General features: G+C 72.1%; 12 protein-coding genes. 7 read left to right on the forward strand and 5 right to left on the reverse strand.

Annotated elements, in window-relative coordinates:
• The 6 genes from ACFVYA_RS11765 to ACFVYA_RS11790 form a co-directional block, all read left to right on the forward strand.
• The coding region (locus ACFVYA_RS11765; protein ID WP_387044630.1) for an RHS repeat domain-containing protein at window positions 1-3,929 on the forward strand (3,929 nt) is incomplete at its 5' end.
• Between the two features lie 4 nt (window positions 3,930-3,933).
• Entirely contained in the window at window positions 3,934-4,413 is a 480-nt protein-coding gene (locus tag ACFVYA_RS11770) for a hypothetical protein (RefSeq protein ID WP_387044631.1), read from the forward strand.
• Entirely contained in the window at window positions 4,391-4,816 is a 426-nt protein-coding gene (locus ACFVYA_RS11775; RefSeq protein ID WP_387044632.1) for a hypothetical protein, read from the forward strand. Before ACFVYA_RS11770 ends, ACFVYA_RS11775 begins: the two co-directional genes overlap by 23 nt.
• 80 nt (window positions 4,817-4,896) lie before the next feature.
• Complete coding sequence (locus tag ACFVYA_RS11780; protein ID WP_387044712.1) at window positions 4,897-5,778, forward strand: hypothetical protein; 882 nt, start codon at window positions 4,897-4,899, stop codon at window positions 5,776-5,778.
• 158 nt (window positions 5,779-5,936) lie between these two features.
• Complete coding sequence (locus ACFVYA_RS11785; protein WP_387044633.1) at window positions 5,937-9,290, forward strand: glycosylhydrolase-like jelly roll fold domain-containing protein; 3,354 nt, start codon at window positions 5,937-5,939, stop codon at window positions 9,288-9,290.
• A 133-nt stretch (window positions 9,291-9,423) separates the two neighbouring features.
• A complete protein-coding gene (locus ACFVYA_RS11790; protein WP_285989283.1) occupies window positions 9,424-9,744 on the forward strand; it encodes a hypothetical protein in 321 nt (106 codons plus the stop codon).
• On the opposite strand, the gene ACFVYA_RS11795 is transcribed toward ACFVYA_RS11790, so the two are convergent.
• The 3 genes from ACFVYA_RS11795 to ACFVYA_RS11805 form a co-directional block, all read right to left on the reverse strand.
• A complete protein-coding gene (locus ACFVYA_RS11795) occupies window positions 9,725-10,867 on the reverse strand; it encodes an MAB_1171c family putative transporter (protein WP_387044634.1) in 1,143 nt (380 codons plus the stop codon). The genes ACFVYA_RS11790 and ACFVYA_RS11795 overlap by 20 nt on opposite strands.
• Window positions 10,864-11,379, reverse strand: a complete 516-nt coding sequence (locus tag ACFVYA_RS11800; protein ID WP_285994120.1) for an ImmA/IrrE family metallo-endopeptidase — start codon at window positions 11,377-11,379, stop codon at window positions 10,864-10,866. Before ACFVYA_RS11800 ends, ACFVYA_RS11795 begins: the two co-directional genes overlap by 4 nt.
• A 110-nt stretch (window positions 11,380-11,489) precedes the next feature.
• Entirely contained in the window at window positions 11,490-13,715 is a 2,226-nt protein-coding gene (locus tag ACFVYA_RS11805) for a molybdopterin-dependent oxidoreductase (RefSeq protein ID WP_387044635.1), read from the reverse strand.
• Between the two features lie 193 nt (window positions 13,716-13,908).
• On the opposite strand from ACFVYA_RS11805, the gene ACFVYA_RS11810 reads away from it, so the two are divergent.
• Window positions 13,909-14,994 carry a serine hydrolase domain-containing protein gene (locus tag ACFVYA_RS11810; protein WP_387044636.1) on the forward strand — a complete coding sequence of 362 codons (1,086 nt, stop codon included), beginning with the start codon at window positions 13,909-13,911 and terminating at the stop codon, window positions 14,992-14,994.
• Between the two features lie 4 nt (window positions 14,995-14,998).
• On the opposite strand, the gene ACFVYA_RS11815 is transcribed toward ACFVYA_RS11810, so the two are convergent.
• Together ACFVYA_RS11815 and ACFVYA_RS11820 are read right to left on the reverse strand one after the other, a co-directional pair.
• Window positions 14,999-16,630: a DUF2079 domain-containing protein gene (locus ACFVYA_RS11815; RefSeq protein ID WP_387044637.1), complete on the reverse strand. Its 1,632-nt coding sequence runs from the start codon at window positions 16,628-16,630 to the stop codon at window positions 14,999-15,001.
• Window positions 16,631-16,683: 53 nt separating this feature from the next.
• Window positions 16,684-17,118 (reverse strand): MerR family transcriptional regulator, encoded by a 435-nt coding sequence (locus ACFVYA_RS11820; RefSeq protein ID WP_285989288.1) that lies wholly within the window; start codon window positions 17,116-17,118, stop codon window positions 16,684-16,686.
• Window positions 17,119-17,137: the final 19 nt, after the last annotated feature.

Below are 17,137 nucleotides of genomic sequence, written 5' to 3' on the forward strand. Positions count from 1 at the left end.
GTGACGGCTCGAGCTACACCGAAGCCAAGGTCACCGACCAGAACATCGTCTTGACGGACGCGTCGGGAGCCAAGCACACCTGGACCAAGAAGAGCGCCGGTGGCTACACGCCGCCGCAGGACGAGGACGGTGTCCTGGCGCTCGACGTGGCCGGCAAGGTCACGTTGACCGACGGCGGTGAGGTGTTCGTCTTCCGCGCCGACGGCAGGCTCGAGAGCCAGACCGCCAGCACCGATTCACGGAAGCCCGCGGCGCTGCAGTACGTCTACGACGGCACCCCGTCGCGGCTGCGCGAGATCAAGGACCCGGTCTCCGGCCGGTCTCACGTCCTGCACTACAACCGCGCCGGAGACGACTGCTACGGCGGCGTCACCCCACCACCCGGCGCCCAGGCGCTGCCGCCGTCGCAGATGCTGTGCCGGATCAGCTACTGGGACGGCACCGAGACGCGGCTCTGGTACGTCGACGGCCGCCTCGGCCGGATCGAAGACCCGGGTTCGGAGGTCACTGACTACGGCTACAACGCCGCGGGGCTGCTCACCGGCGCACGATCGAGCCTGGCGAACGACTGGATCGCCGCCGACCCGGCCAACCGGAAGGCCAACGAGGGCGACCTCACCACGGTCGTCACCTACGACACCGGCGCCAAGCCCAAGGCGACCAACGTCAGTTCGGCGGTCGCCGGGATCGGCAAGCCCCGCGAGGGCACCGGCTACCGCTACGACCCGGCCAATCGCACGACGTATGTGGACACCGCGGGGCTTTCGCCGGCGATCGGGTTTTCCGGCAAGGTCACCTACGACGACGCCGATCGCACCCTGTCCACGACGGACAGTGCCGGCCGCGTGTCGACGCAGGAGTGGGGGCCCAAGGACCTCTCACTGTCGACAACGGACCCGGCGGGTCGCAAGTCCACGACGGTGTACGACTACGCGGATCGCCCGGTCGACTCCTACGGACCGGCACCCGCATCCTGTTTCACCGGTCAGCTGCCGAGCGGAACGTGCCCCGGCGGCATGGCACACGGCCACAACGGCTATGACGAGGGCGTCAACGGCCTGGCCGTCTCGTGGTACGACAACGACAAGCTGTCGGGCGCGCCGAAGACCTACACCACCGGTTTCGGCACCGCCGACGGCTCGCTCGTGAAGAACTGGAACAGCGACGCACCGGGCACCGGGCTCCCCGCGGACCACTTCTCGCTCCGCGCCGCCGGCGACATCGTGTTCCCCGCGGCCGGGGACTACACCCTGCGGCTGCTCGCCGACGACGGCGTGCGGGTCTGGATCGACGACCAGCTGATCGTCGACGACTGGATCAACACCACGCCGAAGTGGCGCCAGGCCGTCGTGCACGCCGACGCGGCCGGGCAAGCGAAACGGATCCGGATCGACTACTACGAATTCGATCTCACCGCGCAGCTGGAACTGCATTGGACGACTCCATCCGGCACTCAGCAGCCGGTACCCGGCACGCAGCTGCGTCCGCGCTACGGGCTGAAGACGTCGACGACGGCCTCGGAGTCCGACGGGGTCGCGGACAAGACGGCCACCACCAAGTTCGGCGAGAACGGCCTCGACCCGGTGTACGGACTGGCGACGTCGGGGCTGGCCAGTCCCAACGGACTGAAGGTCGCGGGTTCGGTGTCGTACGAACCGCCCGGAACGGGCTATCTGCGCAAGACCGGCAAGACCATGCCGTCCGGCGCGAAGACCACCTACGCCTACTACGGCGACACCGAAAGCCGCGTCAACCCGTGTGCTCCCGGCAGCGCCGCGGTCAACCAGGGCGGCCTGCCGAAGCTGATCACGTCCACCGCACCCGCGGCGGGCCCGGCCCGGGTCGACGAGCAGGTCTACGACGCTTCCGGCCGGGTGGTTGCCGAGGCGTCCGGTGGCGACTGGACATGCACCAGCTACGACAGCCGTGACCGGCCGCTGCAGGAGAAGGTGCCGGCGAGCAAGGACGCCCCGGCCCGGACCGTGACGCACGACTACGCGGTCGGTGGCGACCCGCTCACGTCGTCGGTCAGCGACGACAAGGGCACCGTGACCACGGTCAGCGACCTGCTCGGGCGGGTCGTCGGCTACACCGACGTCAACGGCGTGCGCACCAGCACGAGCTACGACCAGGTCGGCCGGGTGACGTCGTCGACGATGACGCCACCCGACCCGGCGGACCCGCCGCGCACGGTGTCCTTCACCTACGACGACGCCGGACGGGTGCTCACCCAGAAGCTCGACGGCCAGGTCCTCGCGACGGTCGGCTACGACAACGGCGGCGAGCTCGCCTCGGTCACCTACGGCAACGGCACGTCGCTGGCCTCGGTCACCAAGGACAACGGCGCCCGGCTCCTGTCCTTGGGGTGGAAGACGAGCGACGGGAAGGACGTCGTCTCGAAGGTCGGTCGCACGTCGGCGGGGACGATCGTCGACGAGTCCCTCGCCGGGACCGACGCCCGTCCGAACGCGCCGAACTACGTCTACGACGGGGTCGGCAGGCTGACCGAGGCCTACGTGGCCGGCCACCACTACACCTACGACTTCACCTCGAGCGCGTCGGCCACCTGCCCGGCGGGCACCCAGGCGAACGCCGGGCTGAACACGAACCGGATGCGGCTGCTCGACGAAACCTCAAGCGGCACCGCCGAAACCCGGTACTGCTACGACGCGGCGGACCGGCTGCTGGCCACGGAAGGGGCCTCCGCGCTTTCCGGGTTCACCTACGACGCGGAGGGCAACACCACGGGGTGGACGGCGGCCGACGGCAGCGCGACGACGCTGGCGTGGGACGGCTCCGGCCGCAACATCGGCGCGAAGACCACCGCCGGGGCGGGCGCGGCGGACATCGCCTACACGCGTGACGTGACCAACCGCATCGTCCGGCGCGACCCGCGCAACTGCGACAACAACACTGTCGTGCGCTACGGCTACACCGGCGACGGGGACAGCGCGGACCTCACGCTGAGCACGGGCGGCCGGCTCACCACTCTCTCGCTGACGCTGCCGGGCGGGGTGCTCTACACGACGAAGGTGGGCTCCGACGGCGCGTTCACCCCGTCGTTCGACCACCCGTCGATCCGCGGTGACCTGGTGCTGTCCACCGATGCGGCCGGCCACCAGGCCGGCGAACTGCGCACGTTCGACCCGTACGGCCAGCCGCTGGCCGCTTCGGGCGCGGTCGACACCCAGAACGTGCCGGACAACTCGCCGGGCTCGATGGACTACGGGTGGCTCGGCCAATACCAGCGGCCTTACGAGCACACCGGTGCGCTGTCGCTGGTCCAGATGGGTGCCCGTCCGTACAGCCCGCTGCTGGGCCGGTTCCTCTCGGTCGACCCGGTCGAGGGCGGCTCGGCCAACGACTACGACTACGTGGCCGGCGACCCGATCAACGCGATGGACCTCGACGGCAACTCGTGGTTCAGCTCGATCGTCAAGGCGGTCACGAAGGTCGCCGAGGTGGTCTCCTGGATTCCGGGGCCGATCGGCGCGGTGGCCAGCGGCGTCGCCGCGGTCGGCAACGCCATCCAGGGCAACTGGGGCGCGGCCGCGATGTACGCGTTCGGCGCGGTCACCGGCGGACTGGGCGGCGCCGTCGTCAAGGCGGCGAAGTTCGTGGGCAAGGCGGCGAAGTTCGTGGGCCCGGCGGTGAGGGCCGCGGGCAAGGTCGCTTCCGCCGCCAAGAGGTCCGCGTCGATAGCCACGAAGGCCACGGCCAAGTTCTTCCGCAACGGCAACAACTACGTGCGGATCGGCAAGCCGAACAACTTGTCCAGATGGCGTGTGTCGCTCGGTCCGGCGCCCAAGCACTACAAGAAGCTCGGCCGGCTCGGAAAGGCCTTGAACCCGATCCACGTCCACCTGGAATGGCGCAAGGTCGGCATAGACTTCAACTGGTTGCACAAGTCGCATTACAAGAAGTGGTGAGCACATGACATCCGGAGCGGGCCACCGGCTCCTCGAGTTCCTCGGCGAACTGCGGGCGAGCACCGGGTGGACGGTGGTCGTCACCGACGAGACCGGCGCCTTGTCGAGGTGGCGGCTGAGCGGATCGACGTGGCAGGCCGTCGTGACGGTGGAGCCGCAGCGCTGGCTCGGCCTGGAGTTCGAAGCGCGTGAGCCGGTGACCGGCAAGCGCGCCACCTACGACATCGACACCGACCTGTACGACATATCGCGGGACGACCAGCGCCAATTCGCGGAGGAAATCGAACGGGACATCATCGAATTCCTCGACGACTTGCGGAGGGGAGTCGTGCTGCGGGGGAACGACGGGACGAAATTCGTGCTCGTTTTCCCGCTGGGCGGTTCCTATGTCCGCGTGGTCCAGGGCCGCGTCACGACCAGCGCTTCCACGCACGCCGATCTGGCGGCCGCAAGGAAGGGCGGTGACTACGTCCCGCTGGAATGAGGAGCGGGCCGGCCGGGTGTTCAGCCGGGGCCGGCCGCTGGAGCACGCCTACGGCCTGGAGGTGTTCCTCCCCGGAGAGAGGCACATGTCGATCGCCTTCGACTTCGTGTCCGAGCGACCGGGTGAGCGACGGATGATCACCTGGGAATTCGCGGAGGTCGAGGTGATGCGCATCGAGCCCGATCTGCCCACCGGGGTCGACCCCGGCTACGGGCACGCTCTCCTCTTCGGCGTCGCGCACTGGGTCGACGCCGCAACCGGGCGAGAGGGATTCACAGTGTCCACGACGACCTTCGAAGCCGAGTGCTACGCGATGGAGCTGCACTTGAAGGTTGCGCACCCGGTCGAGGTCTGCCCGTGGGGACAGGACGGGCCGGGCCCTTCGGGCAACACCGCGGTATGACGGCGCTTCTGAACAACCTGGTTCCGGTTCTGACGTCCTCGCAGGCAAAGCTTCAACAAAACTGCGAGAGGGGCGCCGAGATGGGATTCACCGCTAAGAAGACAATCAAAACGGCCGTGGTTGCCGGGGCGTTCGCCGCCGTCGCTTTGGTTTCCGCGTGCGGTGGGAACAGTGTTGCCGGCCATGGTTCTCCGGGGAAAAGCGAGGCCGTGGAGCAGGTGCCGGACGGGGGTGGCCCGGGGGTCGCCACCGGCGGTTCCGGTAGCGCGGGTTCCAGTGCCGTGTCGAACGGTGACGTCGATTGCAGCCGGTACGGCGGGCAGGTCGGCGCACCCGGGCGGCCGAAGCTGGACCTGATCGCGGTGGCGGCCACCGATGGCACCACGCCGGGCTGCACCGAGGCGTTCGACGTGATCGCCGAGTACTACCGGAAGCTGCCGCAGGCCGAAGGCCCCGGCGAGCGGGTCATCGACGTCCAGGGGAAGTGGACCTGCGCCCGTCAGGCGGGCTCCGCGGGCAGCAGCCAGGGTGCGGTGGTCTGCGGTGTGCCCAACAGTTCGCTGCAACTGGAGACCAGGCCCTCGGGCGGCGCCGGCAAGGAGCCTGTCCGCAAGTTCCCGAACACCACCCAGACGGTGCAGTTCACCGGGTACGACGCCGGGGTGCAGATGGTCCGCTTCCAGCTGGTCACCCGTCAGCAGGGCGGTCCGGACAACAGCCACTACGTGCCGGTCGACGGCAAGACCTACCGGCTTCCGCTGCAGAAGGGCGGCGAGGTGTTCAGTGCGGCCACCCTGTGCCCCGGCGAATCGGTCACCATCGACGGACAGGGCTACGGAAACGGGCCGTGCGGCCAGGATCAGCTGCTCCGGCAGCTCCAGAGCGGCGGCTCGGTGCTGGCGCAGATCATCGTGAACGGCGACGACCGGATCACCACGGTCAAGGAGATCTACCACCCCTGACGCCGCGCTGACGGCCGCGGTGAGCGACCGGACAACCTGATGGACAAATCCTTGACCGCTATGACCTGCGTCACGTAAGTTCCCCGGCAGCTTGAATCGTTTCAATCGAACCGTGCGCCCCGAACCCTCGTTCGGCGGCACAGCCGGGGAGGATCACGATGACCGAGAAGGATCCCGTGATCGGCGGGGAGTTCCGGCTGTCCCGGCGACGGGTGCTCGCGCTCGCCTCGGCCGCCGCCGTCGCCGGGACGGCCGGTGGGTGGCCCATCGCCTACGCCGCGCCGGACACCGGTGATCGCGCGGGCCGGTTCGCCGATCCGCGCCCGGACTCGCGGCCCACCGTGCTGTGGTTCTGGAATGGCACCGTCACGACCGCCCTCGTGGCCGGCGGGCTGGCGGACCTGCGGGACAAGGGCGTCCACGAAGTGCTCGTGTTCCCGTTCGAGACGGCGGCGCTGAAACCCGCGTTCTTCACCGAGGACTGGTTCGCGCTCATCGAGTTCACCTTGCGCGAAGCGCAGCGCCACGGCATGCACCTGTGGCTGTTCAACGACGACTACTTCCCGAGCGGCCGCGCCGGCGGCCTGGTCGTCGACGGCGGGAAGATCGGCGACCGGGTCTACGAGCCGCGGCCTGACCTGCGGCTCAAGGGCGTGGGGCACCAGGTCCTGACCGTCGCGGGCGGGGTGCCGGTGGCGCTGGTGAGCCGGGGGCTGTCGGTGTCGGGCGGCCGGTTGCTGGTCGACGCCGAGGCCCGCGACGGCGTCACGTTGCTGCGCGAGGGTGCCCGGTGGCAGGACTACGACGTCGTGGCGAAGGTCCGGGTCGAGCGGGCCACGGCCGGGCTGATGGTGCGCAGCGCCGACGAGGGCAACGGCGTCCTCGCCGACCTGCGCGCCGATGGCGCGGTCGACGTCTGGCAGCAGAGCGGCGGCGCGTTCGCGCTGGTTCGCAGCGGCACCCCGGTGCCGGGCTTCGACCCCGGCGCGGACCACGAGCTGGTCGTCGGCGTCCGGGGCACGACCCTGACGGTGTCCCTGGACGGCGCCGGACAGGCGCCGGCCGAGGTCTCGCCCGCCTCCGGCCGGGTCGGGGTCCGTGCGGTGGCGACCCAGCGGTCGTCGTGGGACAGCCTGACCGTGCGCGATCCGGACGGCCGGACGCTGTACGCGGAGACGTTCGACGGGGTGGCCGCGCTCGACGGCTTCGACCTCCCCGCGACCGGCGTGCCGCTGGTCGCCGCGGCCGCGCGGCCGGAGTCCTCGACGGATCCGGCCACCCTGGTGGACCTGACCGCACAGGCCCGGACGGGCGGCACGTGGACGCCGCCGTCGGGGAGCTGGCGGCTGGACCTGTTCACCGTCCGCGACCTGAGCACCCCCACCGGCACCGGGCGCGCCTATCTGGACCTGCTCGACGACGAGGCGGTGCGGCTGTTCGTCGACGCCGTGCCCGGGGAGTACGTGCGCCGGTTCCCGTGGGCGCCGGGTGCGGTCCTGCGCGGGTTCGCCGACGACGAGCCGTACCTCGCCTCGGCCGACGGGCCGTTCAACACGGTTCCGTGGTCGCCCACGCTGGACGCGGAGCTGCACGCGCTCGGGACGTCACCGGGCATCGCGCTGACCGCGGTGCACGACGGCGGCCTCGGCAACGCCGGTCTGCGGCTGCGCGGGGTGTTCTGGCGCGCGGTGAGCAACCGGTTCGCGGCCGCGTACTACAAGACCCAGGGCCGATGGCTGGCCGCGCGTGGGTTGAAGCTGATCTCCAACCCGTTGTGGGACGAGTACGGGCCGGGGGAGCAGCTGCGCAGTTCCGGCAACCTGAACACGAGCAACCAGTGGGCGCAGGTGCCGGGCACCGACCTGATCTTCGACCACTACCAGCGCGGCTACCACCGCACGCTGTCGCGCTGGCCGGCCAGCACCGCGCACCAGCTCGGGCTGGAGCGGGTCTACCTGGAGGCGATGGGCGGCACCGGCTGGCAGGTCACGCCGGCGTTCGTCCGCGAGGTGGTCGGGGCGTTCGCCGTGCGCGGGGTGAACCACACGCTGCTGCACGCGCGGTTCAGCGACGAGAGCCAGATCGTCTACCCGCCGCCGTTCCAGCCGGTCAACCCGTGGTGGGCGGTGTCCGCGCCGCTGAACGACTGGATCGGCCGGCTGATGGAAGCCTGCCGCGCGCCGGCCAGGGCCCGGACCGCGCTGCTGCAGCCGCAACGCGCCGTCGAGTCCACACAGGACACTCCGGCGATGGCCGGCCTCGACACGGCGTTCCTCACCGCCGCCCACGCCCTGGAGGACGTGCAGGTCGACTTCGACTTCCTCGACGAAGGCGCGCTCGACGCCGACCCCGCCCTGGTGGCCCACGCCCGGCCGGACGGGTCGCGGCTGGTCGTCGGGCGGCAGGCCTACGGGATCGTGGTGGTGCCCCGGACGCCGATCCTCGCGGTCGGGTCGGTGCGGACGCTGATCCGGTTCGTCCGCGGCGGGGGCACCGTGGTCGTCGTCGGCGAACCACCGGCTCACGAAGCCGGGGGAGACGACGCGGGCCTGCGCGCCGCGCTCGGCGAGTTGTTCGCCGCGCGCACGGCGGTCCGGGTGGCCGACCCGGTGGCGGCCGCGACGGCGGCGGCCGCCGCGGGTGGCGCGGCGGCGGTGCTGGAGCCGCGGCACGCCGACGTCCGGGTGCTGCGCCTCGAAGGCGACGGGTGCGCCACGTTCGTCGTGCTGAACGAACGCGCCGAGGCGGTGGATCTCACCGCGACGTTCCCGGCGACCGGGGTGCCCGAAGTGTGGGACCCCGACACGGGCGCCACGGCACCGGCGGGGGTGTGGCGGCGGGCGCCGTTCGCGGGCGAGCCCCGCGGCGGCACGGCGGTGGTGCTGCGGCTCGAGCCCAAAGCGACGCTGCTGGTGGTGTTCCGAGCCGGGCGGGAACCCGCGCACGCGGTGTCTTCGTCGGCGCCGGTGGAACGCGTGCGCATCGACACCCGGGCCGCGATCGCCACGGTGCGGGTGACCGGGCCGGGACCGGTCACCGTCACCGCGGTCGCCGGCGGCCGCCGGTACGCAGGCGGCGCCCCGGTTTCCGATCCGCTCACGGCCATCCCGCTCGACGGCGACTGGGTGTTCCGGCCCGACCGCGAGGGCGCTCCGGAGAGCACGCGCCCGCTCGGGTCCTGGACCGCCCTGGACCCGGCGTACTCGGGTGCGGCTTGGTACGAAAAGGAATTCGAAGTGGCCGCGGAGACCTTGGCCGGCCGCAAGTGGCTCCTCGACCTCGGGGAGGTCCACGAGGTGGCCGAGGTCGAGATCAACGGAAAGCCGGCCGGATCCCGGCTGTGGCCGCCGTACCGGCTGGACGTCACGGCGGCGCTGCGGCCGGGCCGGACCAAGCTGCGGGTGCGGGTGACGAACACGGGGGCGAACGCGCGTGGCGAGGCGCTCACGTCCGGCTTGTTCGGTCCGGTGAGCCTGCGGCCGTACCGCCTCGTCGACGTCCCGCTGTCCTGAACCGCCGGCCGTGGCTTGACCGGATGGTCGCCGCCGTCTTCGCCGCGATGGAGCGACATCGGCAGACGGGTGCCGGCGAGGGGCGTACGAATGGTGGCAGACACTTCCCGGACGCGGTGTTAGAACGGAAGTCATGACGCATCGGATTTCTCGGTACGCCGCAATCGTCGTCGGGGTCGTCGCACTGACCGGCGCCGGGGTCGCGCCCGCGCACGCCGTCAGTGGCCCGATCCGGAGCTTCACCGCCACCGCGACCACGCTGACCGCGGTGAACCAGTACTCCTACTTCCCGCTCGGGCCCATCATCCCGCTGCCCGTGTCGATTTCGCGGCTGGTCGACGGGGCCGCGCAGGTCGTGGCCAGTGGCAAGGGTGTCGTGCAGTACCAGTGCGACGGCACCGCGATCAACACCTACACCGCCAACGGCGTGGTACTCAGCGTGCCCTGCGGCTGACCGGGCTTCCGGCCGCGCCCGCCGGCCGGGACGCTGCACCGGTCCGCCCCGCCAGGGACTCGGACAGGGTGACCAGCTCGCGGGCGTCGTCGTCGAGGCCGGCGCCCTCCGGGATCGCTATCGGCATCGGCTCCTCCGGGGCCGGTTCGCGGCGGGCGTGCGCTCGCAACGCCTCCGTGAGGCGATCCGGCAACGGACCCTCCAGGCGCGCGACGTACGGGCTGATCCGGACCAGCCCGTCACGGCATTCGATCACCCTCCGGTAGTAACGGCGGTGGACGCCGAGCACGCTCAGCGCGTCCCACCGGCCCGGCGGTGTGCGGCTCAGCGCGTCCTCCGGGAACGCCTCGTGCAGCTTTGTCCACAACGGACGGAGGCGGTGGTACGTCCGCAGGTGCTGCCACCACACGCGGGCCGCCGCCAGGCGGGTGGCGACGCCGGGGTAGGACAGGCCGACGACCAGCAGGATCGCGCTCGGGAACACCAGCCAGACCGTCGCCTGGACCAGCAGCCGGGGGATCGCCGCGCCCGCCCAGTGCACCAGGACCACCGCGATCAGGGTCGCTCCGCCGAGCGCGCCGATCGCGAACCCCGCCGCCGCCACCGACAGCCCGCGGGCCAGCCGCGGCGCCGCCCCGCGCGCGTAGCGCCGGGCGAAGAAGCAGGCGCTCGCGATGCCGTAGGTGAGGTACAGGTCGGCCGCGAGGTAGAAGACCGAGACCCCGGCGCGGGGGTACTGCGCCGGGGGGACGTCCGGCATGAGCAGGGTGACGGTCGCCATCACCAGGATCGCCGTGCCCAGCGGTACCGCTTCCAGGCAGGCGCGCCGTCGCGCCCGGGCGGGCGGCAGGGCCGAGAACAGGAAGAAGCACGCCAGCGAGAAGACCAGACCGCAGAGGAAGATGTGCTGGAACAGCAGCGGCACGATCCGCCCGGGGTCCGGCTGGTTGACGTCCCCGGCCAAGAGGCCCAGCGGGTAGGCGGCCGCGAAGCAGGCCAGGCAGGCGGTGACCATCCAGCGGGCGACGTCGCCCGGCGCGCGGGTGAGCTGGTAGACCTTCCACAGCAGGGCGGGGAACAGGATCACCCCCTGCACCACGATGAGCGTGATCTTGCTGCTCACAGCCAGCCCAGCCGTTCGTCCAGCGCGGCGTCGATCCCCCGCGCGGCACCCCCGTCCGACGACGGCGGGGCGACCCGGTCGAGGACCGAGGCCCACTCCAGGATGATCGTCGCCACCGTCTCGGCCTCCCGCTCGTGGTCGGTGTCGTAGGAGGTGCGCAGCAGGGCCCGCCGGACCGCCTCCGGTTCCAGGCCCGGTGCCAGCCGGTCGGCCAGGTCGTGGTTCTCCTCGGTGGCGCCGTGGCCGGCCAGCAGGTGGCCCAGCTCGTGCAGGATGATGTGGCGCTGGTGGGGCTTGCTCGTGTCCTGCTGGTAGACGATGTAGTCGGCTCGGGCGGTGGCGATCCAGGCCCCGAACGGCCCGGGCACCGGGATCCGGTGCGGGATCAGCCGGATCGGGCGGCCGCGCTGGTGACCGACGCTGCGGCACAGCTCGAGGACGTCGAGCGGCGGCCGGATGCCCAGCTCGTTCAGCAGCCGCCTGCAGCGGCGCCGCAACTCGCGTTCCTTCACCAGCCGCCTTGCCATCGCCGTCGGAGCACCACGGACGGTAACCCGTTCCGCCCTTACGGTAGACGACGGCACCCCCGTCGATCATCGCCCGCCCCGGGGACCCGGAGCCGCTAACCGTTCTCCCGCGCGATTTCGCACAGCGACGCGCGCAGCGGCGAACTGCCGCTCACCGGGTCGCTCGGTCCCTGGCCCAGCACGAGGTTGAGGTTGGCGCTGCCGTCGCCGGTGACCGGATAACCCGGCTCGCCGAGCCCGGCCGCGGGTTGCCACCAGCCGTGCTGGCCGCACACCACGTCCGGGTGGAGGTTGACGTTGAACTTCGCCCGCGCCCGGACGCTGCCCCGGGGCGTCTCCAGCCGCACCCAGTCGCCGGCGGTGATGCCGCGCGCCGCGGCCGTGTCGGGGTGCAGCTCGACCTGGGGGTCGGGGGCGGACTTGCGCAGGCTGGTGACGGCGCGGTGCTGGGTCTCGCAGAAGAACAGCGACTTGGCGCAGGTGAGGATCAGCGGGTAGCGGGCCGCCAGGTCCGGCCGGGACAGCGGGCTGAGCGACGGCTCGTCGTAGCCCGGCAGCGGGGGGTAGCCCTGCCGGAGCAGCGCCTCGGAGTACAGCTCGACCACGCCGGAGGGCGTCCGGAAGCCGCGCTGCTCGTACTTGCGGTGGACCGTCCGCAACGGCAGGCGGATGCCCTCCGGCGCGGCCCGCAGCTGTTCCAGGCTGACGCCGCTGGGCGCGAGCTGGTGGCGCCAGGCCGCCTCGATGTCGCCGTCGAAGAAGTGCTCGCCCAGGCCGAGCGCGAGGGCGAGGTCGAAGATGATCCGCAGGTCCGGCCGGGCTTCGCCGCGCGGGGTGGCCAAGGGGCGGCGCAGCTGGACGGTGGACTGCGCGTCCTGGCTCGTCTCGAACCCGATCCGCAACGCCTCGGCTTCCCACGCGCTGGTCGCCGGCAACACGATGTCGGCCTGTTCCGCGGTCGGGTTCATGAACAGGTCCGTGTGCACGAAGAAGTCCAGCGCGCCGAGCGCGTCCAGTCCGCGGGCGCTGTCGCCGTGGGCCAGCACCAGGTTGGCGCCGAAGTTGACCAGCGCCCGGGCCCGGTACGGGACGCCGTCCAGCGCCGCCCGGTAGAAGTCCTCGCCGGTGACGAACTCGAACCGCGCCGGGCCGAGCGGCCGCTCGCGGATGCCGATGGCCTTGGCCCGCTGTCCGGCGGAAAGCAGCGGCATCCCGTCGACCGGATTCGCCGGCACCGGCGTGAACAGGACGTTCCCGCCGGGTGCGTCGAGGCAGCCGGTGAGGGCGTACAGCTGGCCGATGGCCCGCACGGTCTGCGTCGCGTTGCTGTGCTGTTCGAGCCCGCTCCAGGTGTAGAACGCGACCGGGCGCGCTTCCCGGAGCAGCCGGGCCGCGGCGGTGATCCGGTCCGCGGGCACGCCGGTGATCCGCTCGGCGACGCCGGGGGTGAACCGGGCGCACTCTTCGGCGATGAGGTCCCACACGCGGCGGGTCGCCACCCCGTCCGGCGGGGGTGTGCCGGGCGCCAGCAGCTCGCCGGTGTCGGCCCGGACCGCCCACGACGCGTTGGTCCACCGGGTGACGAAATCGGGGTCGTACCAGCCGTTTTCGATCATCTCGTTCGTGATGGCCAGCGCGAGTGCCGCGTCCGTGCCGGGCCGGACGCGCAGCCAGTGGTCGGCCTTGCTCGCCAGCCCGGCCCGGCGCGGATCCACCACGACGAGCTTCGCGCCGCGCCGCAGCGCCGCCGTGGTCGCGGTGGCGTGCGCGAGCCGGGACACCGACGGGTTGTACCCCCAGTAGAGGATGCAGCCGGCGTGCTCGAGGTCGGGCAGGTAGCCGCCCGGCACCGGCTCGCCCCAGGTGTACGTGGTGGCCAGGTGGCGGCCCCAGCCGCACAGCTCCATGTAACTCACGAGGTTCGGGCTGCCGAAGGCCCGCCGGAGCCGCGTCAGCCAGTCGACGGAGTCGGACATCGCCGACGTCGACGGCGAGGCGGTGCCGAACACGACCGCTTCCGGCCCGGACTCGGCGGCGATCGCCGTCAGCCGCGCCGCGACGGTGGCCAGCGCCTCGTCCCAGCCGATGCGCTCCCAGCCGGGGTCGGCCGCGCCCTTCGGAGCGGTCCGCCGCAGGGGGTGCCGCAGCCGCCCGGGGTGCGCGACGATCTCCGGCGCGGCCTTGCCCTTGACGCAGATCGCCTGGCCGGTGGGGTGGCCGGGCAGCGGGCGCAGGGCGAGCAGGCGCCCGTCCTCGACGGTGGCGGTGGCCCCGCACCGGGACACGCACAGCGGGCAGAACGTCGCCACTTCGGTCGCCATCGGCGCACCTCCGATGCCCCGTCCGGAGCAATGGAGTCATCCTCGCACCGGCGCGCCCGGCCGGCGCACTACAAGTTGATAAAGGACATTTCGTGGGGAATTCGCGGTTCGCGGTGCCGGTGGGTGATCACTATTCCTTTACGCCGGTTAATTCGGTGGCGCCGCCGACGTGGACGGAGTTAAGTCGATTCCCATGACGCAGGTGCAGGGTACGTGCGATGAGCGGTTCGGAGAAGTGCGCGACGCGCTGGCGGAGTCCTTGGCCAAAGAGGATGTCGGCGCCTCGGTCGCGGTCGTCTTCCGCGGGGAACCCGTGGTCGATCTGTGGGGCGGGTACGCCGATGCCGGTCGAACCGTGGCCTGGGAGCGGGACACGATCACCAACGTCTGGTCCAGCACCAAGACGATGGTCGCGTTGTGCGCCTTGATCCTCGCCGATCGCGGGGAGCTGGACCTCGATGCGCCGCTCGTCCGGTACTGGCCGGAGTTCGGCGCCGCGGACGTGCGGGTACGGCACGTCCTGTCGCACACGTCGGGGCTGCCCGTCTGGGACACACCCATCACCCTCGACGACCTGTGCGACCCGAGCAAAGTCACCGCGTTGCTGGCCGCGCAGAAACCGCGGTGGACGCCGGGGGAAATCGGCTGCTACCACGCACTCACGCAAGGGTTTCTGCTCGGCGAAGTGGTCCGGCGGATCACCGGGAAAACGATCGGCGCGTTCTTCGCCGCGGAGGTCGCCGGCCCGCTGGGCGCGGATTTCCATATCGGGCTGCCCGACGCCGACCACCACCGCGTCGCGCCGTCCCTCGCCCCGCCCGGCGGGCTGACCGTGCCGCCGCCCACCGAGCACTTCGACGTCGCGCCCAATCCCGAGCTGGTGCCCGAGGACACGAACACCGCGGCGTGGCGGCGCGCGGAGATCCCGTCGGGCGCCGGCTACGGCAATGCCCGGTCGGTCGCGGCCGTCCAGTCGGTCCTGTCGGCCGGGGGGACCGCCGGCGGGGTGCGGCTGCTGTCGCGGGCCGGGTGCGAGCGGGCCCTGGAGGAGCAGTACCACGGCCTCGATTACGGCCTGGGCGTCCCGATGCGGTACGGCCTGGGATACGGCATCAGCGGCCGCAACTGCTTCTGGGGCGGCATGGGTGGTTCCCTGGTGTTCAACGACCTCGACGCCGGCCTCACCGTCGCCTACGTGATGAACCAGATGGTCGACGCCATCGTGGGCGACGGCCGGGGCATGAGCATGGTGACCGCGGCTTACGGCGGTCTGGGGTGACGCGTCAGCCGATCCGGTAGAGGTGCCCGTCGCGGACCGCGAGCACGGTGAGCGGCCCGTTCGTGGGACCCGCCGTCGCCTGCCAGGCCGTCGCGCCCGATGCGGCGGCCTGGCCGGTGGTGAGCGGCAGGCCCGCGCTGCCGCCGCCGGTCACCGTGCCGGCCGGGTCGGTGACGAGCACGCAGTCCGGCTGCGTGCCTTCGAAGGCCACCCAGCCGGTGATGACCGCGCCGGGGTCGGTGGCCGGAGCGTCGAGCGCTCCGCGCACCGGCTGGGCCGTGCTCGGGTCGACGTGGTCGCCGAGTTCGGGACCGTGGCAGCCCAGGGTGAAATCGCCGGTGAACGGGTAGGCCCGCAGCGCGCGGGCCGCGGGGCCGGCGGCGCGCTGGATGTGCAGCGCCGCCAGTGCCGCGGGGGCGTCGACGCGCAGCGCGACCGCGGACAGGCTGAGCGGCGCGTAGCTGCGGCGGACCTGGTCGGCCTTGCCGCCGCCGATCGCGTGCGTCACCAGCGCCAGGGTGACGACGGCCGCGACGACGTAGCGGTGTGGCCACTGTGGACGGTGCAGGCCGGCCAGCACCGTCAGCGCGATCGTCGCCAGCGCCGCGACCAGGACGTACCGGCTGATGAGCCCGACGTTGCCGCCGGGCACGTTCGCCGTCGTGCGGCCGAGCGCGAGCATCGCTGCCAGCGTGAAGGCGTAGAGCGCGAGACCGGCCCAGCCCGCGTCGCCGGCCGGCCGGGTGGTGATCGTCCGGCGCAGCAGCAGGCCGAGCAGCGCGATCGTGAGCCCGCCGGCGATGACCGCGACGACGGCGACGTCGACCGACCACAGCCCGCCGACCGCGGCGGCGAAGACGGACAGGCGCCCGTCGGGGTCGAAGGCCGCCGTCGCGCCCGACTGCGTCCCGGCGGGCTTGGTGAGCCACCACGCGCCGAGGACGGCCACGCCGGCCACGGCGGGGATCGCGACCCGGAGCCGGGATTCCCCGCGCAGCCAGGCGACGAAGGCGAGCACGAACCAGATCGGCAGTGCGGCGCCGAAGCAGAGGCACCCCACGACGGCGGCCGCGGACGCGCCGGCCAGACGCCCGCGGTGAGCGCAGGCGACGGCGATCGTGCCCGCGGTCACGGCGGGCACCCAGCTGATGCCGTTGGTGCCCTGCAACCAGAGTTCGGCGGCGTGCGAGGTGAACAGCAGCCACGAGATGGCGGCCGTCAGCGCGCCGCGGGCGGGGTGCGCGGGCAGCATCGTGCGCAGCGCGAGCACGGCGATCGCGAGCAGACCGACCGTCAGCACGGTCAGCACGCGGTTGTCGCCGCCGAACCACGCCGCGTCGGCGTAGAAGAGCAGCGAGGGCACGACGAACGGCTGGTCGACGTGGTAGGTGAAGACCTGGCCGAGCAGCAGGTGGCCGGTGTCGTCGGTGATCTTGGCGAAGACGTGCCAGTAATCGAGCAGCACGTGCATCCGCGGCGCCCGCACCGCGGCCAGCAGCGCCAGCCCGGCGGGCAGGGCGGCGAAGAGCCACCACCCGACGACCGCCGGCCACCCGGCCGAGCGGCGTTCGGCAACCCGCGGGATCGGCGCGGTGACGTCCGGCTCGGGGGCGTCGGCGAGCGCTGGCTGGGGCATGGGTCTCCTGGCCGGGGAACGGTGGGGCCGCCGAATGGTAGCGACGGGCGAGGTCAGTGCGGCTGGGCCGGGGCCCATAGGCCGTCCGCGTCGCCGGCCTCCAGGCGACCCCGGTACACGCCGATCTTGCGGTCGATCAGGACCAGGTTCTCCTGGAGCTCCGCCAGCCTCGCCAGCACGTCGGCGCGGTGCTCCTCCAGCAGCGCCAGGCGTTCCGGCTCGTTGCCGCGGCCGGCGGCGACCAGGTCCGCGTAGCGGCGGATCGTCTTGATCGGCATGCCCGTCGCCCGGAGTTTGGTGCAGATCTTGATCCAGTCCAGGTCCAGCTGCCGGTAGCGGCGGCGGCCGCCGCTCGTGCGGTCGACGCGGGTGACCACCAGGCCCGCCCGTTCGTAGTAGCGCAGCGTGTGCGCGCTTACCCCGGTGCGGCGGGCCGCGTCCGCGATGGTCAGGCCCTCCGCGGGGATCGGCGATTTGACTTCGAGCACGCTCTAAATCCTAGCGTCG

This window comes from Amycolatopsis sp. NPDC058278 (assembly GCF_042881395.1).
In the GTDB taxonomy this organism is placed as follows: domain Bacteria; phylum Actinomycetota; class Actinomycetes; order Mycobacteriales; family Pseudonocardiaceae; genus Amycolatopsis.